Genomic DNA, 22528 nt, shown 5'->3' on the forward strand with positions numbered 1-22528 from the left:
TCGTCGTCCAGGGCATCGATGGCAACAGCAACCGCCCGGTCGGCCCCGCGGGGTCGCCGTTGCGGCGACGGCGAGCCCGCTGCTGTTACCGAAGCTTGAGACAGAACTGTCGCCGCTTGAGGCATCACAAGTATTCCTACCCGGTATGCGGGGCCACGATGCGACCAAGGGGCGCCACTGCGCCGGCACCATTTAGTTGGCGACCGGCGGCTACAAGCAGACGGTTAGTGCGCTGCTTGACAGAATTCTAATTCTGCATACTGTCTAGGCTGGTTGCTGTCTATTTTGACTGCAGCGTCGCTGGCTGTGCTTAGGCCTGGTCAGTGAGGGCCCTGGGCATTCGGGTTGCCTGGGGTCCGCCACCTGTCCTTGGGGCCGCTGTCCCTGCCCGAATCTGAGGTGGAACATTGTCGGCTGTGCTGTGTCCTCGCTGCCGATCGCGGATGAGACGGTTTCGCAATTGGTTCTACGGTGTGGGGCTTGCCGTGCATGAGTACGTATACGATTGCCCGGAGTGCGGATATGTGCTGTTCGCACCTCGACCGGCCGTGCCCGTCGAGGAAGAACAAGAAGAAGCGCCCCCGCCAGCCGTCGACTTGGGAGGCTGCTGCGAAGGATCACCCGCAAGTGAAAGACCAACCCAGTCGCAGGCGTGGCGCTGCGCCGATCAGGCACACTGCCCGGTTCTCCGATGCCGGGGTTTGGCTGTGGGAAGTCGAGCGTGCGCTTCGCCGCCCTGAGGCGGCGCACTGGATGGCTCTTCACGGGATCGATGCCGAACTGATTATGACGGTGGCAGAGATAGATGCGTCAGCAGCCAACGCCAGAGGCATTACGGTGCTCACGCTGCCGGAGTTGGCTGAGCGCGCCGGGGTCAGTCGTCGGCAGGCGGCGAAAGCGCGACTTGTGCTAGTCGAGGCCGGATTGCAGAGCCTGGGCGAACATCCTGCCAAGCGCGGAGCGACGTATCGGATGTTGCACGAACCGAACGAGCAGGCCCTGGCGTGACTGGAAACAGCGCTTCTGGGACCGTGATCGTACACGCGGGCGAATGCGCGCGCCAGGTTGCACTGGGTAGCGCGCGAAGGAATGGCGCGAAAGGATGGATGCGTTGAGCCGGTATGTCTTCCATATTGCTGGTCGGCGGCTCGTGGTCGCCGAGTACGAGGCAACCAAGGCTCGTCTCCTGGATGCCATACGTGCTGGAGGCGAGTTCGTTGATCTTGGGTCACTCGAATTGTTCGTCGGACCGGCAAGTACGATCGTTATCGAGCCAGTGGACTCGGATGGGCAGAACGAAACCGCACCGGTTGCGGGTGCCGGCGGCTGGGAGGCGGCATTCTATGTCGGCGAACTGGACGGCTGGGACGGATAGCTCCTTCGGGCTGTATGCCACCGGGCCGACGGACGCGGGGATGTCCGGTTCTGACGAGTAATATTCGTTGCAACCGCCCATGCCGGTGCGCAGATCGACCGAACGGCCACGAGTCCGCAAAATTCGGCTGCTTCAATCCTCCAAGGTTGCCCGTTTCCTATAGCGGGGGGACGCCAACTCGGCATCATTTCGGATGAGTACATCTGAAGGCCATGCAAGGACTTCCTCCCGAACCCCGTTGATCGGCGACGTCGTGTTGGCGCCACTCGGTCCTCGAGATCTTTCGGTACCTCTTCGACGCCCTAAGGCAGCTCGCCGCCGTCCGGGCCGGTACCTACCTGCGCCGCGTAGCCAAGCCGCTCAGTGTCCACGATTCCCTCTCCGATGATCGCCGAGGATCGGTGCAGTCCAACCATTCGCTCGTTCATCGTGCGGCCGAGCCCGAGGGTGCCCCCGAGCTCATCTAAAGTCGGCTCTTCGCCCAGGCTTCTTCCTCAGATCCTGTCTCGTTGCCACCGGTCCGCTGCCACTGGTTCCGGGTGCGCCGCCAGCGGGCCATGATGACCCGATCCGGTCCAGAGGGCAACTGTGATGCGCCATCGCGCTTTGCCCGCAAAGCGGTCAGCACCCTCGTCGGCATGCGCCTGAGCTGCAACGAAAAGGGGCGTGTTGGCCGCAGACTGCCAGCTTGTCCCGATCGGCGTAGAGGAGCCGGCTGCATACTTCTGGCACCAAATATCCCGCCAACGAAAGGTGGTCGCTCAAGAGTTGGTGCCCGGGGAGGCTCACTCAAAGATGTTCCTCGTTCGTTTTGCAGCCCGTGTCGGCGCTCGTTAGGAATTGAGCAGAAACGCTCGTGAGGAATTGAGCACCTGATCCAGATTGGACGGGTGATCACCTTGGAGCATTGGGCCTTGATTCGGCGGCTGCACTTGGCAGAGGGAGTGCCGAAGGCGCAGATCGCCAGACAGCTCGGGCTGTCGCGGAACACGGTGGCGAGGGCGTTGGCCTCGCCAGCGCCGCCGACCTATCAGCAGCCGCCGAGACCGTCGGCGTTCGACGAGCTCGAGCCGCGGGTCCGGTCGCTGCTGGCCGAGTTCCCGACGATGCCGGCGACGGTGATCGCCGAACGAGTCGGTTGGGCAGGGTCGCCGTCGTGGTTCCGGAAACGGGTCGCCCTGCTGCGGCCGGAGTATTCACCGAAGGACCCAGCCGACCGGCTGGACTACTCCCCGGGCGACCAGGTCCAGTGCGATCTCTGGTTCCCGCCAGCGCGGATTCCGACTGGGACCGGCCAATGGGCGTCCTTCCCGGTGCTGGTGATGGTCGCCTCGTATTCACGGTTCATCACCGCCCGGATGCTACCCACCCGCAAGACACCGGACCTGCTGGCCGGCATGTGGTCGCTGCTGAGTGGGCAGCTGGGCGCCGTTCCCCGACGACTGATCTGGGATAACGAGGCCGGCATTGGCCGCCGCAACCATCTCGCGGAGGGCGTCACCGGGTTCTGCGGGACGCTGGCCACTCGGATTGTTCAGCTCAAGCCCTTCGATCCGGAGTCCAAGGGCATCGTCGAACGAGCGAACCAGTTCCTGGAGACCTCGTTCATGCCTGGCCGCCAGTTCGAGCACCCCGACGACTTCAACGCCCAGCTGGCGACCTGGCTGACCAGAGCGAATCAACGAACGGTCCGATCGCTCCAGACCCGGCCGACTCAGCTGATCGAGCTGGACCGGAGGTCGATGCTGGCGTTGCCGCCGTTGGACCCGCAGGCCGGGTTCCGCAACCGGATCCGGGTCGGCCGGGACTACTACACGCCCGTGCTCGGCAATGACTACTCCGTCGACCCGGCGGCGATCGATCGGATGGTCGATGTCAGCGCCGACTTGGAGCGGGTCCAAGCGCGTCTCGCCGGTCGGCTGGTCGCCGACCATCCCCGCAGCTGGGGACGCGCCGGACGGATCACCGACCCCGAACACGTCAGCAGCGCCGGCCGGCTGCGGGTCGCGTTCCAGCAACCGTGGCCGAAGACGATCGAGGATGCCGGGATCCTGCGGGATCTGGCCGACTACGACGCCTTCTTCGGCATCACCCTCGACCAGGAAGAGCACACCGCATGACTAGCACCGCGATCAAGCAGATCGACCATCTCGCCCGGGCGCTGAAGGCGCCGCGCATCCAGGAGCACGCTGCCCGGCTGGCCGAGCAGGCCCGCGACGCCGGGTGGTCCCACGAGGAATACTTAGCTGCCGTCCTGGATCGGGAGGTTTCGGCCCGGGACTCCTCCGGATCGGATCTGCGGATCCGGGCGGCCGGGTTCCCCGCCCGCAAGACGATCGAGGACTACGTGTTCGATCACCAACCCGCGCTGAAGCGCGACACGATCTTGCACCTGGCCGGCGGGGCTTTTCTCGCGGGCGGGCAGAACGTCGTCCTGATCGGTCCGCCCGGGACTGGCAAGACACACCTGGCGATCGCGCTCGGGATCAGAGCCGCCCACCTGGGTCACCGGGTTCTGTTCGGCACCGCAACCGAATGGGTAACCCGCCTGCAAGCCGCCCACACGGTTGGCAAGCTCGGCGCTGAGCTGGCCAAGCTGCGCCGTTACGGGCTGATCATCGTCGACGAGGTCGGCTACATCCCGATCGAGCAAGACGCCGCGAACCTGTTCTTCCAACTCGTCTCATCCCGTTACGAACACGCGTCGTTGATCCTGACCAGCAACATGCCCTTCGCCCGCTGGGGCGACGTCTTCTCCGACCAAGTCGTCGCCGCGGCCATGATCGACCGCATCGTCCACCACGCCGAAGTCGTCACACTGAAGGGCTCCAGCTATCGACTCCGAAACACCGAGATCGAGACGCTACCCTCCGTCCGCGCCGAAAACGCGGCAAACTAACCACACAACGAAGTGCTCAATTCCTCACGAGCGAAAGTGCTCAATTCCTGACGAGCGCTGACAGCCCGGGACGCTGCCGATGACTTGACCTGGTTCGGAGGATGGCGATGCTGCCGCCGCTGAGGTTAGTCAACCGCCACCCTGGCAAACTATCCCCCTTCTGAGCGTCGATCACGATGAGCCGGAAATATCGGACGGGCTGCGCCCCGACCGTGTACCTCGAACGGGGCCTTGCGCTGGCGCCGAGCCGTGCGGGATTCTAATTTCAGACCGTGGTTCCCCCGACTACGGTTGCTCGGCACACGGACACATCCCCAGCCGAGGCATGCTTCGCCTATTCGGGTTAGGCGAAGCCCCGTGGGGCTCCAGCGGCTTACCTGTGAGCAACTGGAGCCCCGCGGTGAACGCGGAACCCGCCAACAAAATGCCGAGGCATCAGTGGGCACGGAGCGCAAGAGAGCTCGCAACCGCGCCGCGCATGAGCACCGTTGCATGCAATGCGGAACGCAGTTGCGCCAACTGGTAAACCCGTACTTTCGGGACGGGGCGACGGACCATCTCGTGTTGTTAGCCTGTGACCGTTGCCAAACAACCACCTTCCCGACGTCGGCAACTCCAGCTGCTCTTAGGTCCGCCAAGGTAGGGATCTTGGCGCGGTTTCGTGGCCGAGGCCGCGAGCGCGACAGAGAACCACGGCACCGCGCCACAGAACGAGAACCAGCGCGCTCCTCTGACGTTGCCGCCGGTTGATCCGCAGCCCGGGTTGCGCCACCGGATCCGCGCCGGCCGAGGACTGCCACCGCGCTACGTACTTGGTCTACTCCACGACCTCTCCCGCCATCAAGGCCATGGACCCCTGTGCAACTGACGGAGGCCTTGACAGCGGGCCCTTTGCTTAGTGCGAGGGGACTCCCCTCCTGAAGGTGAGCCCCCTCCTCTTGGATTGAAGGGAAGGCGCTCCGCGTTGCACGCAACTCGGAAGGCGCCCAACGAAGATACCGCGCCGCGGTTTCGCCATGAAATCCCGCAACGCGGGAGGGAATACATTCGAGATTGCCGCCGGCCCCGAAGAGGTAACCGGGGCCAAGAGCCGATCGCTCGTGACGACCAGCGACGTGATGGAGGAGTTGACCCCAGCGCCCCGAAGCACCGACTCGACCAGGCACGACAGGCTCGCGTAGTGCTGCCGCTGGCCATCCCTAGCCCCTAATGCGAGGCCTCGTGTGATGTGGATGAACCTACCCCTGCCGTAGACCGTGGACAGATCGCATGGATCAGGCTCCTTCGTCGCTCGCAGTGCCTCCTCGAAGGGGGCCACGTGATCCGATCGGCAGCGCTGGGGAGGTTGCGGGATCGTGTTGTAGAGTTTCGGTCCGACGTCGGCAACTCCAGCTGCTCTTAGGTCCGCCAAGGTAGGGATCTTGGCGCGGTTTCGTGGCCGAGGCCGCGAGCGCGACAGAGAACCACGGCACCGCGCCACAGAACGAGAACCAGCGCGCTCCTCTGACGTTGCCGCCGGTTGATCCGCAGCCCGGGTTGCGCCACCGGATCCGCGCCGGCCGAGGACTGCCACCGCGCTACGTACTTGGTCTACTCCACGACCTCTCCCGCCATCAAGGCCATGGACCCCTGTGCAACTGACGGAGGCCTTGACAGCGGGCTCCTTTAGCTAGTGCGAGGGGACTCCCCCTCCTGAAGGTGAGCCCCCTCCTCTTGGATTGAAGGGAAGGCGCTCCGCGTTGCACGCAACTCGGAAGGCGCCCAACGAAGATACCGCGCCGCGGTTTCGCCATGAAATCCCGCAACGCGGGAGGGAATACATTCGAGATTGCCGCCGGCCCCGAAGAGGTAACCGGGGCCAAGAGCCGATCGCTCGTGACGACCAGCGACGGGATGGAGGAGTTGACCCCAGCGCCCCGAAGCACCGACTCGACCAGGCACGACAGGCTCGCGTAGTGCTGCCGCTGGCCATCCCTAGCCCCTAATGCGAGGCCTCGTGTGATGTGGATGAACCTACCCCTGCCGTAGACCGTGGACAGATCGCATGGATCAGGCTCCTTCGTCGCTCGCAGTGCCTCCCTCGAAGGGGGCCACGTGATCCGATCGGCAGCGCTGGGGAGGTTGCGGGATCGTGTTGTAGAGTTTCGGTATCCACACGGGGGCCCTCGCAAGGGCTGAGATCGGGCTGACGCGGCCTGCGACCGTTCGAACCTGTCCGGGTAATGCCGGCGAAGGAAGTAGGAGTCTCCTCGATGGATTCTGTCGTATCTGCACGCACTCTGGCCTACCTGCACGACACGGAGCACGACCTCCATGTGCCGGTCAGCCGGATCGGGTTGGACCCGTCGCCCGATGGGACGATCAACCCGCCGGTGACGGTGTACCGGACCGAGGGGCCGGGCAGCGACCCGGTCGTCGGGTTGCCGCCGCTGCGTGAAGGCTGGATCATCGTCCGCGACGACACGGAGGTCTACGAGGGTCGCGAGCGCAACCTCCAAGACGACGGCCGGTCGGCGATGCGCCGGGGTGAGGCGTCGGCCGAGTGGCGGGGCGCGAAGCCGCCGGTGCGGCGGGGGCTGCCGGGGCGCACGATCACCCAGGTGCGGTACGCCCGCGACGGGGTGATCACCCCGGAGATGCGGTTCGTCGCGCTGCGGGAGAACTGCGATGTCGAGCTGGTGCGGTCGGAGGTCGCGGCCGGCCGGGCGATCATCCCGAACAACGTCAACCACCCGGAGTCGGAGCCGATGATCATCGGCAAGGCGTTCCTGGTGAAGATCAACGCCAACATCGGCAACTCCGCGGTGACGAGCTCGATCGCCGAGGAGGTCTCCAAGCTGCAGTGGGCCACCACCTGGGGTGCGGACACGGTGATGGACCTCTCCACCGGCGATGACATCCACACCACCCGGGAGTGGATCATCCGCAACTCCCCGGTCCCGATCGGCACGGTCCCGATCTACCAGGCGCTGGAGAAGGTGAACGGGGACGCGTCGGCGCTGACCTGGGAGGTGTACCGGGACACGGTCATCGAGCAGTGCGAGCAGGGCGTGGACTACATGACCGTCCACGCCGGCGTGCTGCTGCGCTACGTGCCGTTGACGGCGGAGCGGGTGACCGGGATCGTCTCCCGCGGCGGGTCGATCATGGCCGGCTGGTGCCTGGCCCACCACCAGGAGAACTTCCTCTACACACACTTCGACGAGCTCTGCGAGATCTTCGCCCGGTACGACGTCGCGTTCTCCCTCGGCGACGGGCTGCGGCCGGGCTCGATCGCGGACGCGAACGACGCCGCCCAGTTCGCCGAGCTGGACACCCTCGCCGAGCTGACCAAGCGGGCCTGGCAGCACGACGTGCAGGTCATGGTGGAAGGCCCCGGGCACGTGCCGTTCCACCTGGTGCGGGAGAACGTGGAACGCCAGCAGGAGCTCTGCGACGGCGCCCCGTTCTACACGCTCGGCCCGCTGGTGACCGACGTCGCCCCCGGCTACGACCACATCACCTCCGCGATCGGCGCGACCGAGATCGCCCGCTACGGCACCGCGATGCTCTGCTACGTCACCCCGAAGGAGCACCTGGGCCTGCCGGACCGGGACGACGTGAAGACCGGCGTGATCACTTACAAGATCGCCGCCCACGCCGCCGACCTCGCCAAGGGCCACCCGGGCGCGCAGGCGCGGGACGACGCGCTGTCGAAAGCACGGTTCGAGTTCCGCTGGCGCGACCAGTTCGCACTGTCGCTGGACCCGGTCACGGCAGAGGCGTTCCACGACGAGACCCTGCCGGCCGAGCCAGCGAAGACGGCGCACTTCTGCTCGATGTGCGGGCCGAAGTTCTGCTCGATGCGGATCTCCCAGGACATCCGCGACCAGTTCGGCGGCGTCACCGAGCAGCAGCGGGTCGCCGGGATGGCGGCGAAGTCCGCGGAGTTCGCCGAGGCCGGCGGGAAGGTCTACCTCCCCGCACCCACCTCCACCCGGCCCTAGCCGTGGTGCGCGAGAACCGGGAGCGCCGCGCGCAAACGCCCGGCGCTGCCCGCGGGGTCAGCCGACTCGGTGATCGCCCGCACCACGACCACACGCTCAGCCCCGACAGCGACGACCTCCTCGATGGTGGTCTCATCGATGCCACCGATCGCGAACCACGGCCGGGCCGAGGCAGAATCGGCCGCGTAGCGGACCAGGTCGAGACCGACCCCGGCACGGCCCGGCTTCGTCGGCGTCGCCCAGACCGGGCCGACGCAGAAATAGTCCAGGTCATCAGCGGCGATCGCGGCATCGATCTGCTCGACGCTGTGGGTGGAGAGCCCGATCGCCGTCTGCGCGCCGACAACGGTCCGGGCGACCGGGACGGGCAGGTCCTTCTGGCCGAGGTGCAGTACCGGGGCCTGGGCGACCAGGGCGATGTCGGCGCGGTCGTTGACCGACCAGAGCTTCCCGTGCCGGGCGGCGACCTCGGCGAGGACGGTGAGGACGTCGAGCTCCTCGCCGCCCTCGAGGGTCTTGTCCCGCAACTGGATGATGTCGACCCCTCCGGAGAACGCGGCGCCCACGAAGTCGGCGAAGTCGCCCTGACGGGTGCGGGCATCGGTGCAGAGGTAGAGCTGTGCGGCGGCGAGGGACATGAGGTCAGCGTAGCCGGGGCCGCGAGCCGCTCCGACCGGACCGTCGTCGACGTAGCGGTCGTCGGCGGCGGGATCATCGGCCTGGCCATCGCCTGGCGGATCGCCCGGTCCGGCCGCAACGTCCGGTTATTCGACCCGGCGCCGGCCCGCGGCGCCACCTTCGCCGCGGCCGGGATGCTCGCCCCGGTGAGCGAGTACCACTACCAGGAGGACGCCCTCCTCCCGCTCATGCTCGCCTCGGCCGCACGGTACCCGGAGTTCATCCGCGAGCTCTCCCCGAACGGCGAACCGACCGGGTATCTGCCGACGGAGACCCTGCTGGTGGGGATCGATGCCGGCGACCGGCAGGCGTTGGCCGACCTCCATTCCGCCCACCGTCGCTGGAACCTCGACGTCCAGAGGCTGACGACAGGCGCCGCCCGAGCGCAGGAGCCCCTGCTCGGCCCACGCGTGACGTCCGCCTACCGGGTGCGCGGCGACCATCAGGTCGACCCGCGCACCCTCGCAGCCCGCCTGGTCGACGATCTGATCCGAACCGGCCGCGGCGTCATCGTGCGCGAGAGGGTGGTCGCGCTGCTCCACGCGGATACGGCAGACCCGGACTCGCGCGTGACCGGCGTGCGAACCGAGAACGAGGAGGTCTCGGCGGAGGAGGTCGTCCTCGCCAACGGCCTCGGCGCAAACGAGCTCGAAGCCCTTCCGGGCGGATTGCACCTCCCGCTGCGACCGGTTTTCGGTGACATCCTGCGGTTACGCGTTCCGGTCGCCCTCCAGCCGCTGCTCTCGGCCACCGTGCGCGGCCTCGTCCACGGCGAGAGCGTCTACCTCGTCCCACGCTCCGACGGAACGCTCGTCATCGGAGCGACGCAGCGCGAGGACGGGATGCCCGGAGTCTCCGCCGGCGCCGTCCATCGCCTCCTGCGCGATGCGCAGGAGCTCCTGCCTGCCGTGGCCGACCTGGAACTGGTCGAAGCGACCGCGCGAGCCCGCCCGGCGACACCGGACAACGCCCCCCTGCTCGGCCGGATGACCGGACCAGACGGCGCCGATGTGCCGGGACTGATCGTCGCCACTGGATTCTTCCGCCACGGCGTCCTGCTCGCCCCGATCGCCGCCGACATCTGCCTCCACCTCATCAACGGGGAGCACGACCCGCGTTGGGACGACATCCGTCCCGACCGATTCGCGACTCGAAACAGCCCCAGGACCATCGCAGGAAGGATCCGCGCATGATCACGATCACCGTCAACGGCCAGCCGCAGAAAAGAGAGGCGACCCTCTCGATCGCGGACCTCGTCGAAGAACGCACCGGCATCCGGGTCGGCGCTGGGGGAGCGACCTCCGGCGCAGCGCCACTCGGCATCGCCGTCGCCGTCAACTCCGCCGTCATTCCGCGCAGCGGCTGGGCGGGCGAAGAGCTCGCCGACGGAGACATCATCGAGATCGTCAGCGCGACCCAGGGAGGATGACCATGCTCACGGAAACGATCGGCCCGGACGCGGCCCCGGAGACCGAGAACCTCCCCGCCGACATTCTCCGAATCGATGGCGTGGAGTTCACGTCCCGCCTGATCATGGGCACCGGCGGCGCCCCGAGCCATGCCGGTCTCGGCGCGGCACTGACCGCCTCCGGCACGCAGCTGACCACCGTGGCGATGCGCCGGCATGACCCCTCCGCCGAGGGCTCCCTGTTCCGCCTGATCGCCGACAAAGGCATCCGACTTCTGCCGAACACCGCCGGCTGCCTGACCGCCCGGGAGGCCGTCCTCACCGCTGAACTCGCCAGGGAAGCGCTCGCGACCGATTGGATCAAACTGGAGGTGATCGCGGACGAGGACACCCTCCTGCCCGACGGCGCCGAGCTGGCCTCCGCCACCGAGCAACTCGTCCAACGCGGCTTCACCGTGTTCGCCTACACCAACGACGACCCCGCCCTCGCACGCCGGCTCGAGGACCTCGGCGCCGCAGCGGTCATGCCGCTCGGCGCGCCCATCGGCACCGGCCTCGGCATCCTCAACCCGCACAACATCGCACTGATCGTCGAGCGCGCGAACGTCCCGATCGTCCTCGACGCCGGCATCGGCACCGCCTCCGACGCAGCCCTCGCGATGGAACTCGGGTGCGACGCCGTCCTGCTGGCCACCGCCGTCACCCGCGCACAGGACCCCGTCGGCATGGCCACCGCCTTCCGCCACGCCGTCATCGCCGGTAGGCTCGCCGCCCTCTCCGGGCGTATCCCCCGCCGCACCAGAGCGCTCGCCTCCTCGTCAATGGAAGGCCGACCCGACCTGTGACCGCAACGACCCACCGCGACAGCATGACGCCCCTCGTCGAACCCGCATCCGAACTGGAGGCCGACGAATACGACCGGTATTCGAGGCACATCCTGCTGCCCGAGATCGCAGTCCTCGGCCAGCGCAGACTGAAGAACGCTCGCGTGCTCATCATCGGCGCCGGAGGACTCGGCTCCTCCATCCTCCTCTACTTGGCCGCCGCCGGCGTGGGAACACTCGGCATCATCGACGACGACCGCGTCGAGACGAGCAACCTCCAGCGCCAGGTCATCCACAGCGCCGACGACGTCCACCGCCTCAAAGTCGACTCCGCACGCGACACGATCGCAGCGCTCAACCCGCTCGTCCGAGTCGAGACCTACCCATTCCGTCTGACGGCCGCGAACGCGATGGAGCTGTTCGAGCAGTACGACCTCGTCATCGACGGAGCCGACAACTTCGCGACCCGATACCTCGTGTCCGACGCTGCGGAGATCACCGGGAAGCCCTGCGTGTGGGGCTCCATCCTCCGATTCGAAGCGCAGGTCAGCGTATTCTGGAGCGCGCACGGCCCCACCTACCGCGACCTCTTCCCCGACTCGCCGCCACCCGAGTCAGCACCGTCGTGCGGGGAAGCGGGCGTCTTCGGCATGCTCTGCGGCGTTGCCGGCTCGATGATGGCCGCGGAGGCGGTGAAGCTCATCACGGGTACCGGGCGATCCCTACTGGGAAGGCTCGCCACCTTCGACCTCAAAGATGCCTCCTGGCGGGAACTCCACGTCGTCATAGACCCGGCTAGACTCACCGCCGCACGTCTCACCGACGAACCCGACTCGTGCAACGCAGATGTCGTGGCCGATTGGGGCGTCGACTCGATCACCGTCCCGGAACTCGAGCACCTGCTTCGGGAACGCTCTGCCGGGAGGTCGGAGTTCGAACTCGTCGACGTACGAGAAGAAGACGAGTGGGCGGCCGGTCGGATCCCCGAGTCGCGCCTGGTTCCGGTCAGCCGGCTCAAGCGAAACGCTGCCATCGACGGCACACCGTTCGAGCGACGCATCGTCCTCTACTGCAAAGCCGGACCGCGAGCCCGCACAGCACAGTCGATCCTCGGAGCTGCCGGGTACACAGCCGTCAGCGTCTTGTCCGGAGGCTTTGATCAATGGACGAGAGAGCTGATGCGTCGCAGCGGCTGAACGCGGCGCGCTACGTTGCCACGCAGCCGTTTTGGGGGTGCGCGTAACCTTTCGCGTGCTCCGGTCGATTAAGAGAAGACGAGGGCCCGCCCGAACGGCGTCCAACCACCATCGGAATCTGAGGAGGACCAGGATGTCGTTCATCTCCGTGATTGTCGGCCACAAGCTCACCGTCGGGCTCATTGCGCTCGGAACCATCACCGCAGGGGGAACCGCCGCGGCAGCGTACGCCGACGCGCTCCCCACCGGACTTCAGGACGAGGCGCACACGCTCATCGGCGCGCCGACCGCCGCCCCGACGGACGACCCCACCGAGCCTCCCACCGCGGAGCCGACCGACTCCGCGACGGACGTCCCGACGCCCACACCCACCCCAGACCCGACGTCGACGGAGGTCCCGGTCGGGCCGGACGCGGCCGGGCCGGATGCGCACGGCCTGTGCACCGCCTTCGAGCACGGCGGTCTCGCGTCCACCTCCGTCGCGTACGCGTCCCTCGCGAAGGCTTCGGGAGGCGCCGGCTCGATCGACACCTACTGCGCCACGATCATCGCACCAGGGCACGCCGACGACCACCGGGCCGCACCGACGCCCCCGCCGACGACCGCGCCGAGCGGGACCGACGGAGCGGCCGAGACGGACGCAGCGACCGGCCACACGACCCACGGCGACGCGCAGAACGCGGGCGGCTCCTCCCACGCGAGCGACGGCCACGGCCGTCCATAGTGAGGCCTTCGCGGGCATTCCTCCGGGCGAATACAGGCGAGCGGAACTGCGGAGGATCCAGGAGGAGAGGACCCAACTCCTGGAGGTGATCGTCTCAAAACTCGATGCGCTGAGTTTACCGAAAGCTGTTCGAGTGCGTGCCCAACTGGAGGGCTCTCTTAGGAGTTCGACTCCGCGGATGCGCACCTGACCTCCCTGCTTGACGACCGATCCACGGTTGTAGTTCCGATACCGACGAGCACCGTGCAGGTTGACGGTGAAGCACCCGCCCGCATCACCTAATTGAGACGCAACTCGCGACTGCGGTCGCTCGTGATCGGGTCAGGTTCGACAGTGCCGAAGTCACTGGCTCCGTCGAAAGGAGGCAACCCGAAGATGCGGCGGGTTGCCTCCTCTGTCGATGCCCCGCCTTCTCCGGCTTTCAAGCTCCGCGCCAGAGCTTCATACTGGACCCGAACAGCCGCCCAGTCGATCGACACATCCGCGAACGCCACGACGAGATTAAAGCCAAGGCCTTTCGCAGATTGCTCTACCAAGCGCACTAGAAATGGATTGGGACATACTGCGGTCAGGTCGGTGTAGTACTGGGTCACCTGGGCAATGAAGCCCTGTCGATCCCCCCGATCGATCGCCGCTAACCCTCCAATAAGGTGGGCAACGAGTTCAGTCCGCTGACCCGGCGTCATCACGGGATCTGCGAGGAGAGTCATCCCGGTAACGAGAACGCCCACCGCTTGCAGGTAGCCGGATGCGTCCTCGGCGCGGGCCTTCGCCACGCGCGTGTGGGATTGGGGAGCGGTCTCTACAAAACCCTCCGATGTCAACGCCAGCAGCGCTTGGCGGATTGGCGTCCGCGACATACCCAGCCAAGTTTGGAGCTCAGCGTCCTCCAACCGTTCTCCCGGCTTGAGCTTTCCCGTCAGGATCGCGTCTCGGATCATCGAGTAAGCGCGTTCACGAACCAACCCCGGGACTTTGACCTCCCTCAAGTTGGACTGCGGTAGCGGCATCGTTCCTCCACTGAGGCGCTCCCTCCCGATTCGGGTTCGGGATACAAGGTAACGTCACCTTAACCATAGAAGAAATTTCGAAGTGCTCCCTCCTCTCAGGCCACGAGGTGGCCTCCCGGGCAGCTGCAACCCCCTCAAGCCAAATTCATCTATCTCTCGCCCGGCGAAGCCAACGAGGTGAACTAACCCAATAACCATGCTGGACACGCCCGACTTTGGTCGAAGTCCCGATGCAGCAGCTGCTGTCCGATGGTCAGCCGGAGCGTCGTATGCCGAGGAACAGCCGAGCCGGCGGAGCCTGGTAAGGCAACGGCTCACCGCGCTTGTTCTTATCATCAGACGCGCCGAATGGTCCGTTTGGGCTAAGTGTCCACGACGTTCGAAAGCGGGGCCAATGCGACGGTTGAAAATGAGGCCACTGTCTTGTCGTTTGCTTAGTCGGAGCCTGACCCGCTTTTCCGGACACCTGAGTTGAGGCGATGATCGTCTCAGAGAGGAGTCCGTGAGATGCCTGCTGCTCACCCGCCGGAGTTCCGGCGTCGTGCCCTGGATTTGGTCGCGCAGGGGAACCCTGTCGCGCAGACCGCCCGTGATCTCGGGATCAGTGAATCCTGCCTGCGGAACTGGATGCACCGGGACGCGGTCGATTCCGGCCGCAAGGCTGGTGTCACGACCGACGAGCACAAGGAGCTCGTCGAGTTGCGTCGCCGGAACCGAGTGCTGGAGATGGAGAACGAGATCCTCAAGCGCGCGAGCGCGTATTTCGCGAGGGAGAACGTGCTCCCAAAATAGGGTTCCGGCTGGTCCAGGAGCTCGCCGCGGACGGTGTCCCCGTCGCGGTGGCCTGCCGGTTTCTGAACGTCTCGACCTCCGGCTACTACGACTGGGCCACCCGGCCCCCGTCCGCGCGGGCGGTCGCGGATGCCGAGCTGACAGCGACGATCCGCCGCATCCACGCCGACTCCCGCCAAACCTATGGGGCACCGCGCGTGCTGGCCGAGCTGCGGCTCGGGCTCGGCGTTCACGTCGGCCGCAAACGCGTTGCCCGGCTCATGCGCAGCGCCGGCCTGATCGGGGTCTCGCATCGCCGGAAGCGACGCGGATGGAAGCCGGACACGGCCACCCATGAGGATCTGGTGAAGCGGCGATTCCGCGCGGACGCACCGGACCGGCTCTGGTTCTGCGACATCACCCAACACCGCGCAAAAGACGGATGGGTCTACTGCGCGGCCGTGATCGACGCGTTCAGCCGCCGGATCGTCGGCTGGTCGATCTCGGATCGGATCACCACCGAGATCGTCGTCGACGCCCTCGAGATGGCCCGCTGGCGGCGGCGCCCCGAGCCCGGCACCATCGTCCACGCCGACCGAGGAGCGCAATACACCAGTTGGCTGTTCGGGCACCGGCTCCGCCAAGCCGGCCTGTTGGGCTCAATGGGCCGAGTCGCCTCCAGCGTCGACAACGCTCTCATCGAGTCATTCTGGTCGATCATGCAACGCGAGCTCCTGGACCGCACCGCTTGGGACTCCCGCACCCAGCTGGCCTCAGCAATGTTCGAGTGGATCGAGGGCTTCTACAACCCGCGCCGACGGCACACCAGCCTCGGCAACCTCAGCCCCGCCGACTACGAAGCCCTTCACACCGCCGCCGAAATCGCGGCATGATCAACACACCGAAACCGTCCGGGAAACCGGGTCAGGCTCCGTCTGCCGGATCTTGTGTCTTGATGCTGGGGAGGCTACCGATGGGTGACGTCCCTCTTGGTGGTGGATTTTCTCGACACCGTGTGAGGGTCAGTGTTGTTGATTATGCCGCAGCGAGTTGGGGCAGCATCACCTCCTCAGTGGTGGCGTTCAGGAGCTTCATCGAGTTCTCGCTGAAGTAGCGGCGGTCGGCGCCGTCCCACTCGTCGTGCTGCTCGATCAGCACGTGCCCGGCGAGACGGGCGAGCGCGGCGGGGTTCGGGAAGGTGCCGACGACGTCGGTGCGGCGTTTGAAGCTCTCATGTCAAGAGGTGGTCCTGTTTTGCGTCGCGGATCATGGTCCGGTGGATTGTGTTCGATAGGTGCCGTTTGAGGATTCGCATCGCTTCTCGACGGGTGTGTCCGCGGCTGAGGGCCCCCTCGTAGAGTTCACGGGCGCGTGGTTCGCAACGCAGCTGAGTGGTCGCGGCTCGGTGAATAGCGGCGTTCAGTCGCCGGTTCCCGCCACGGCTGAGACGGTAACGTCGTGGTCGGCCGCCGCCTTCTCCGGAGCTGACGGGTATCGGTGCGGTTCCGTTGAACCTCGCGAAGCCTGCCTCGGTGAACCTCCGCGGGTCGCCGACCTCGAGAATAATCTCTGCAGCCGAACGGGCAGCGATCCCTGGGATCGAGGGCAGGGTGGATCCGCTCGCTGCCACGAGCTTGGCGAGCTCCGCCGCAGCGACCTTGTCCTGTTCGAGCACGTCCTTGAGCATCTTGGTCCGATGATGGATCAGTTTCAGGCGCAGTTGTTGGACGGGGTCGGTGCTGCGCACGTGTCCGAGCGCGGCGACTGCGGTGATCCGAGCCCGCGCAGTTGTGCGCTCGGGAAGTCTCACCCGGATCCGTTCGGGAAGATCCTGGATGAGTGCGTCCAGTTCTCCGATCAGCTGGACGCGGATCTTCCGCAGCGAGATGCGGGCGTTGTGCCAGAGCGCGATCTGGTCTCGGACTGCGTTAGGGGCAGCGGTGGTTGAGTTCTTGAATGCATGGGCGAGTCGGTCGTTGGTCTGCGTTTCCGCGGCGACGCGGTGCGCATCCAGCCGATCGGACTTTCCCTCGTGCCGGCCCCGTTGGCGTTGTGCGGTCTTGTGAGGCGGGACGTCTCTGACGTCCAGTCCTCGGTCGACCAGGAACTCTGCGAGAGTGCGACCGAGGCCGCTGGCTCCTTCGATTCCGATCTTGTTGATCGACCCGATCGACTGCGCCCAAACGAGCGCATCCGCATGCCCCTTCTCCGTGTTCACAAAGTGTTGATGATCGAGATCGCGTCTGCTCTCGTCGAGTACGGACGCGGTGAACACCTTCCTGTGTGGATCAACTCCGATGGTGATCATCACCATGGTGAGCTCCCTGCCGCTTGTCTAATCTGAAAGTGGAACCCACGCGACAACATCCCAGTCGAGTGATCGACGCTCTCATGAAGTCAGCGTGGTTCCCTGTGATCGCGGCGGGCCGACACTTCAAACGGAAGACAGGCCAGCACGCCGTTCGAGCGGAGTGGTCGTCGAGATCTCTTTTGAGTCAGACCCGCCACGGTCACAACCTAGGCGGCCGTGGCGGCCGCAAGGCGCATCAAGTTCAACACTGGGATCTCCTTATTGACCCGCTCCAGCGGGTTCGTGGACCAGATCTGCCGCCAATGCTGGGCGGGGAAGGGCACGAACGCGAGCAGGTCGTCGCGGGCGTCATCGAGCATCGCCGCGATCTGCGGGTGCGAGCGGGTGAGCATGGTCAACACCTCCTCGAACTGGGCGCGGACCAGGCTCCGGTCGGTTTGCGGGGTGAAGATCGTGCGGATGATCTGCGCGACGATCGGGCCGGCGGTCTTCGGGGTCTTCGCCAGCACGTTGCGCATGAAATGGACTCGGCAGCGTTGCCAGGACGCGCCCTGGAAGGCCACCGCGATCGCGCTCACCAGGCCGGTGTGGGCATCGCTGACCACCAGGCGCACCCCGGAAAGCCCGCGCGCTTTCAACGAGCGCAGGAACACGGTCCAGAACGGTTCGGACTCGGTGTCCCCGACGTCGAACCCGAGGACCTCGCGGCGGCCGTCGGCGGCGACACCGACCGCGACGACGACGGCCTGAGAGACCACTCGCCGGTTCACGCGGGCTTTGCAGTAGGTCGCGTCCACGAACACATACGGATATGCGGTCTCGCCCAAGGGACGGTCGCGGAACACCGCAACGTCCTCGTCCAGGTTGGCGCAGATCCGGGACACTTCGGATTTGGAGATCCCGGTGTCAGCGCCGAGCGCCTTGACCAGGTCATCGACCTTCCGGGTGGAGACACCGTGAACGTAGGCCTCCATCACCACCGCGAACAACGCCTGGTCGACCCGGCGGCGCTCCAACAACGGCGGGAAGAAGGAACCTTGCCGCAGCTTCGGGATCCACAGATCCAGCTGGCCCGCCGTGGTCGTCAACGTGCGCGGCCGAGTCCCGTTCCGCAACGCGCGGCGGGAACCTGTGCGCTCATACGGGGCCGCGCCGATGAACGCGGCCGCTTCGGCATCGATCAACTCCTGATAGAGCGTCTCGGTCGCGACCCGGACACGGTCGCTGATTTCAGTGGACTTGAGTTCCCCGAGGAGCTCGAGGAGGGCAGACTGGTCTAGAGCCATCGTGCGTTCGTGTCTTCCTGTTGAGTGACTTTGATCGGTACTCACTGACCATCGCACGATGGCTCACTTGACGTCTACGACGCCGACAAGCTGACCAGAAACTCCACCACTCCAAGGGACGTCACCCTGTCGATGCCTCGGCTGCGGAGTCGATAGCTGACGCCTTTGAGGGTGAGCACGTCAGCGTGGTGGACGATCCGGTCGATCATTGCGGCGGCGTCGACGGCTTGGTCGCCGAAGACGCCGCCCCAGCCGCTGAAGGGCAGGTTGGAGGTCAGGATTAGCGACGCGTGTTCATAACGGGACGAGATGAGTTGGAAGACCAGGTTCGCGGCGTCTTGCTCGAACGGGAGGTAGCCGACTTCGTCGACGGTGATCAGCCCGTAACGACGCAACCGGGCGAGCTCTTTGGGGAGGTTGCCTTGCCGGTGGGCGTCGGTGAGGCGGGTGACCCAGTCGGTCGCGGTCGCGAAGAGGACGCGGTGCCCGTGTCGGGCGGCGACGATCCCGAGCGCGGTCGCGAGATGTGTTTTCCCGGTCCCGGGAGGGCCGAGTAGAACGCGTTCTGCCCTTCTAGGAGCAACCCACCGGAGGCCAGCGCAGCGATCTGCTGGCGGACGGCAGGCTGCGCGTCCCAGTCGAAGTTCTCCAGCGTCTTCCGGGCCCGGGACCCAGCGGCCTTGATCCGCAACTCCGCCCCGGAGGCGTTGCGGGCCGAGACTTCGCGTTCCAGCACGGCGGCAAGGTAGTCCTCGAACGACCAGCCCGAGTCTCGGGCCTGGTCCGCCAGCCGGGCGGCGGCATTGGTGATCCGGGGTGCTTTCAGAGCGGCGGCGAGATACGTGATCTGCTTGACCGACTCGGTGCTATTGATAGCGGCCATCACGCGACTCCTTCGATCCCGAACGCCCGGTCGTAGTCCGCAAGATCTCGGCTCAAGTCATCCCCGGTGACGGATCGGGGCTGCTGGAACTGGTGCCGCAGCCGCTTGGCCGCCTCCAGGTGCGCAGGGTTGGAGATCGTGGAGCCACGTGCCCAGACCCGAGCATGGTCCGCGGCCAGCCGACCCTCCAAGCGGACCCTCACCCGGTCGAGGTCGGCGCTCACGTCAAAAAACCTGCCGATCGCGGCCGGGTCGACAGAGTAATCCGAAGCGCCAAGACGGACGTAGTAGTCGCGGCCGAGCCGGATCCGCTCCCGCCAACCCAGCTGCAACGGGATCGGCGGCAATGGCAGCATCCGTTCCCGATCGTGGTCGATCAGATCGATCGGTCGCGCTTTGATCCTCCGAACCACCCGCGCGTTCGCCTTCTCCAGCCAGCCTTGCAACTGCGCGTTGAAATCCGCCGGCGAAGTGAAGGTCCGGCCCGGCATGAAGGAGGTCTCGAACCAGCCATTGCGGCGCTCGACGATCCCCTTCGATTCCGGATCGTAGGGCTTCAACTTGGCGACCCTGGTGGCGAGGGTCCCCGCGAACGCGGCGACTCCCTGCGCAAGCCGGCCGTGCTGCCCGACGCCTGACTCGTTTTCCCAGATCAGTCGACGAGGGACGGCGCCGAGTTGACGGATCAGCTCCCACGACCCCAGCAGCAGATCCTCCGTCCGCCTGGTCGGGATCATCCGCGCGGTCACGAACCGCGAGTGCGCGGCGACGATCACCAGCACCGGCAACAGCGCCGCGGTCCCGTCCTCGAGCGGGATCTTCCGGGGCGGGAACCACAAGTCACATTGCGCCGCATCACCCGCAGCCAAACTCAACCGGTCCGCGGGATCGACCGGCCGATACTCCGGCCGCAGCCGGCGCACGTTCTCCCGGAACCAGGTGATCGACCCAACCCACTCCACTCGCTCAGTGATCACCGTCGCCGGCATCTCCGGGTGCTCTCTCAGAAACGCTAGGACCCGCTCCTCGAACGGTGTGAACGACATCGACACCGTCAGCCGCTCATACTTCGGCGGCCGATCCGAAGCCAACGCCCTATCGACCGTCGCCCGGCCGATGCCCAACTGCCTCGCGATCTGCCGCCTCGGAACACCCATCCGCGACCAGCCGCCGGATCAACGCCCAATCCTCCACCGAGAGGGACGTCACCAGATCACCCATCCAATCTGTCTGGGTGGCCTCGTTTTCGCCCGTCGCTAATGCCTCAATTTCGGCCGTCGCCGACACCTACCAGCGCTCCTGCGCCAGCAACTCCACCAGTTCGAGACGCCGCGCGTTCCCCAACTCCGAGGCCACAGCCCCGCTGCCCCAACGAGCCTCGAACAACGCTACCGCCGCGTCAGGCTGCGATTCAGACAGAGAACTACGCGAATACAAAACCGCTCCCCGGGAGTCGGAACTGAATTCTCAGTCCAACTCCGGGGGAGCAGTTCAGCGGGGACGGGCGCATCTATCGATTGCTCCCGCGGCCCCTGGGGTCCCCGGTGCGCGAGTGATTGCTTACCCGTTCACTTTTTTCCAGGCCTGCAGAAAACGCAGGAATGCGGTTGCGCCCGGATCCTGCAGCCCTATGCTGCGTTCCTGAAGCCAGGAAGCACGACCGCGGCGGGATTGCAGTGCGGTGGTGTCGATGACAGCGCGATTGGCAGCCTCTATCGCGTTTTCGAGTGCGACGGAGGCTGTTTCAGATGAGGCCAGCGCCGCTCCGGCCGGCACGAGCGCATCGACGATGGTCTTGTCCCCGACTGTCGCTTTGCCGCGCTTGCTGATGTTCTCGGCTGCAGCTTGGGTGAATCGACTGGCATCGGCGGTCGTTACCTCGCTGAGACCGGCCAACAGTCTGGACCCAGCAAGCAGGGCGCCCGCTACGAGTGCCGCCATCGTCGAAGGGTTGGCGTTGGCAAACGCTTTTGCGCAAGCGCGTGTGGTGTCCTCCAGGGAGGTGCCGGGCACAGCATTCGCGAGCGCCTCGATGATGGCGTCGGCGCCGAGCGCCACTGTGATCCCGAGATCGCCGTCTCCCAGGGCGGTGTCCAGGTCACGGAGTTCGTCGGAGTACTGCTTCACTTCCGCCATGGCCCGGCTTATGGCAGTGTTTAGTTGATCTGCATTCACTGGTCAGACCTCCTGAATGAACGGGGATTCGGCTGGCGCGTCGAGCAGAGCGAGGCGCTCGTCGTTCAGCTTCAAGACGGACACGGACGCCCCGGCCATTTCCAGGCTAGTTGCGTACTCGCCGACGTAGTTCTTCTCGATCGTCACGTTCAATTCCATGGCGGTCGCGTGGACTCGGCGGTACATCACGTAGAGTTCTTCGACTGGGGTCGCACCCAGACCGTTCACCAGGACTGCGATCCGGTCACCCGCCTGGAGATCGAGGTCGGCGACGATCGGCGCCCACAAGTGTTCGACGATCTCGTCCGCGGTCTCGAGGGGGCCGCGGTGGATTCCCGGTTCGCCGTGGATCCCGATACCGATTTCCATTTCACCTTCCGGCAGGTCGAAACTCGGCATGCCAGTGGTGGGCAGGATGGTCGGTCCGAGGCCGATCCCCATCGTCGCCGTGTTCTCCACGATGTCTTCAGCGATTCGCGCCACCGTGTCGAGGTCGTCACCACGCTCCGCTGCCGCTCCAGCCGCCTTGTATGCGAAGAAGATTCCCGCTACGCCGCGCCGGTCGAGCTTGCGCTCCTTCGGCTGGCTTGCGACGTCATCGCGCCCGAGCACTGTGCGCGTTTCGATGTCTTCTAACTCAGCGAGGTCAACGGCGAGGTCGAAGTTAAAGATATCGCCTCCGTAGTTGCCATAGAGAAACAGCACCCCCGCCCCGCCGTCGACAGCCTTGGCCGCTTCGAAACATTGCTGTGCCGAGGGCGAGGAAAAGACGTTGCCGATCGCAACGCCCGAGCAGAGGCCGGTTCCGACGTAGCCCTTGAAAAGCGGTAGATGTCCGGACCCGCCGCCGGTGACGATTCCCACACGGCCGGTGGGTGCGTCCGCTCGCACCATGACCCGCTTGTCGCTCCCCGGCGTCTTTAGCTTGTCCGGGTGGGCGAGCAGGATCCCGTCGATCATCTCATCGACGAAATCTGCGGGCTCATTAATGATTTTTCTCAT

17 protein-coding genes, 4 pseudogenes and 1 riboswitch are annotated in these 22528 nt (G+C 65.9%); of the genes and pseudogenes, 12 read left to right on the forward strand and 9 right to left on the reverse strand.

The features are described from left to right. Positions 1 to 627 precede the first annotated feature (627 nt). The 5 genes from ACR5MH_RS11995 (at position 628) to thiC (ending at position 8260) form a co-directional block, all read left to right on the forward strand. Positions 628 to 1008 carry a hypothetical protein gene (locus tag ACR5MH_RS11995; RefSeq protein WP_431347408.1) on the forward strand — a complete coding sequence of 127 codons (381 nt, stop codon included), beginning with the start codon at positions 628 to 630 and terminating at the stop codon, positions 1006 to 1008. Between the two features lie 94 nt (positions 1009 to 1102). Then, positions 1103 to 1375: a hypothetical protein gene (locus tag ACR5MH_RS12000; protein WP_431347409.1), complete on the forward strand. Its 273-nt coding sequence runs from the start codon at positions 1103 to 1105 to the stop codon at positions 1373 to 1375. Positions 1376 to 2274: 899 nt separating this feature from the next. Then, positions 2275 to 3495: an IS21 family transposase gene (istA, locus tag ACR5MH_RS12005; protein WP_407792084.1), complete on the forward strand. Its 1221-nt coding sequence runs from the start codon at positions 2275 to 2277 to the stop codon at positions 3493 to 3495. Next, positions 3492 to 4274, forward strand: a complete 783-nt coding sequence (istB, locus tag ACR5MH_RS12010) for an IS21-like element helper ATPase IstB (RefSeq protein WP_407792078.1) — start codon at positions 3492 to 3494, stop codon at positions 4272 to 4274. The genes istA (ACR5MH_RS12005) and istB (ACR5MH_RS12010) overlap by 4 nt, the downstream gene beginning before the upstream one ends. Before the next feature lie 2145 nt (positions 4275 to 6419). After that, a riboswitch (TPP riboswitch) is annotated at positions 6420 to 6528 on the forward strand. Then, positions 6527 to 8260 carry a phosphomethylpyrimidine synthase ThiC gene (gene thiC, locus ACR5MH_RS12015; protein ID WP_431347410.1) on the forward strand — a complete coding sequence of 578 codons (1734 nt, stop codon included), beginning with the start codon at positions 6527 to 6529 and terminating at the stop codon, positions 8258 to 8260. (Overlaps the previous riboswitch by 2 nt.) Here thiC and thiE read toward each other — a convergent pair. After that, entirely contained in the window at positions 8257 to 8898 is a 642-nt protein-coding gene (gene thiE / locus ACR5MH_RS12020; RefSeq protein WP_431347411.1) for a thiamine phosphate synthase, read from the reverse strand. The genes thiC and thiE overlap by 4 nt on opposite strands. Here thiE and thiO point away from each other — a divergent pair. The 5 genes from thiO to ACR5MH_RS12045 all read left to right on the forward strand — a co-directional run bounded on the left by thiO (position 8878) and on the right by ACR5MH_RS12045 (position 13090). Continuing rightward, positions 8878 to 10131, forward strand: a complete 1254-nt coding sequence (gene thiO / locus ACR5MH_RS12025) for a glycine oxidase ThiO (protein WP_433862646.1) — start codon at positions 8878 to 8880, stop codon at positions 10129 to 10131. The genes thiE and thiO overlap by 21 nt on opposite strands. Then, positions 10128 to 10367 carry a sulfur carrier protein ThiS gene (gene thiS / locus ACR5MH_RS12030; RefSeq protein ID WP_431347413.1) on the forward strand — a complete coding sequence of 80 codons (240 nt, stop codon included), beginning with the start codon at positions 10128 to 10130 and terminating at the stop codon, positions 10365 to 10367. The genes thiO and thiS overlap by 4 nt, the downstream gene beginning before the upstream one ends. A gap of 2 nt (positions 10368 to 10369) precedes the next feature. Then, positions 10370 to 11191, forward strand: coding sequence for a thiazole synthase (locus ACR5MH_RS12035; protein WP_431347414.1), 822 nt, complete (start codon positions 10370 to 10372; stop codon positions 11189 to 11191). 23 nt (positions 11192 to 11214) lie between these two features. Beyond that, positions 11215 to 12366: a molybdopterin-synthase adenylyltransferase MoeB gene (gene moeB / locus ACR5MH_RS12040; RefSeq protein WP_431349406.1), complete on the forward strand. Its 1152-nt coding sequence runs from the start codon at positions 11215 to 11217 to the stop codon at positions 12364 to 12366. A 133-nt stretch (positions 12367 to 12499) separates the two neighbouring features. Beyond that, positions 12500 to 13090, forward strand: a complete 591-nt coding sequence (locus ACR5MH_RS12045) for a hypothetical protein (RefSeq protein ID WP_431347415.1) — start codon at positions 12500 to 12502, stop codon at positions 13088 to 13090. A gap of 278 nt (positions 13091 to 13368) precedes the next feature. Here ACR5MH_RS12045 and ACR5MH_RS12050 read toward each other — a convergent pair whose 3' ends face one another. Beyond that, entirely contained in the window at positions 13369 to 14100 is a 732-nt protein-coding gene (locus ACR5MH_RS12050) for a GntR family transcriptional regulator (protein WP_433861788.1), read from the reverse strand. 507 nt (positions 14101 to 14607) lie between these two features. On the opposite strand from ACR5MH_RS12050, the gene ACR5MH_RS12055 reads away from it, so the two are divergent. Together ACR5MH_RS12055 and ACR5MH_RS12060 are read left to right on the forward strand one after the other, a co-directional pair. After that, positions 14608 to 14892 carry a transposase gene (locus ACR5MH_RS12055; RefSeq protein WP_431347418.1) on the forward strand — a complete coding sequence of 95 codons (285 nt, stop codon included), beginning with the start codon at positions 14608 to 14610 and terminating at the stop codon, positions 14890 to 14892. A gap of 8 nt (positions 14893 to 14900) precedes the next feature. Next, positions 14901 to 15764, forward strand: a complete 864-nt coding sequence (locus tag ACR5MH_RS12060) for an IS3 family transposase (protein ID WP_431349407.1) — start codon at positions 14901 to 14903, stop codon at positions 15762 to 15764. 207 nt (positions 15765 to 15971) lie between these two features. Here the strand turns inward: ACR5MH_RS12060 and ACR5MH_RS12065 are convergent. The 7 genes and pseudogenes from ACR5MH_RS12065 to ACR5MH_RS12095 all read right to left on the reverse strand — a co-directional run. Continuing rightward, positions 15972 to 16107, reverse strand: a pseudogene (locus tag ACR5MH_RS12065) (transposase); the annotation flags it as partial. Beyond that, positions 16103 to 17185, reverse strand: coding sequence for an IS110 family transposase (locus tag ACR5MH_RS12070; RefSeq protein WP_433861789.1), 1083 nt, complete (start codon positions 17183 to 17185; stop codon positions 16103 to 16105). The gene ACR5MH_RS12070 and the pseudogene ACR5MH_RS12065, both read right to left, overlap by 5 nt. Positions 17186 to 17433: 248 nt before the next feature. Beyond that, positions 17434 to 18468: pseudogene (locus ACR5MH_RS12075) on the reverse strand (IS256 family transposase); the annotation flags it as partial. 74 nt (positions 18469 to 18542) lie between these two features. Continuing rightward, positions 18543 to 19351: pseudogene (gene istB / locus ACR5MH_RS12080) on the reverse strand (IS21-like element helper ATPase IstB). Beyond that, positions 19351 to 20572 (reverse strand): annotated as a pseudogene (gene istA / locus ACR5MH_RS12085) (IS21 family transposase). Before istA (ACR5MH_RS12085) ends, istB (ACR5MH_RS12080) begins: the two co-directional pseudogenes overlap by 1 nt. Positions 20573 to 20911: 339 nt before the next feature. Next, positions 20912 to 21487 carry a DAK2 domain-containing protein gene (locus tag ACR5MH_RS12090; RefSeq protein WP_431347420.1) on the reverse strand — a complete coding sequence of 192 codons (576 nt, stop codon included), beginning with the start codon at positions 21485 to 21487 and terminating at the stop codon, positions 20912 to 20914. Between the two features lie 42 nt (positions 21488 to 21529). Next, the gene (locus ACR5MH_RS12095; RefSeq protein WP_431347421.1) at positions 21530 to 22528 is read right to left on the reverse strand and encodes a dihydroxyacetone kinase subunit DhaK; all 999 of its coding nucleotides are present in this window, start codon (positions 22526 to 22528) and stop codon (positions 21530 to 21532) included.

The organism is Streptomyces sp. L7 (assembly GCF_050990935.1).
In the GTDB taxonomy this organism is placed as follows: domain Bacteria; phylum Actinomycetota; class Actinomycetes; order Actinomycetales; family Microbacteriaceae; genus Leifsonia.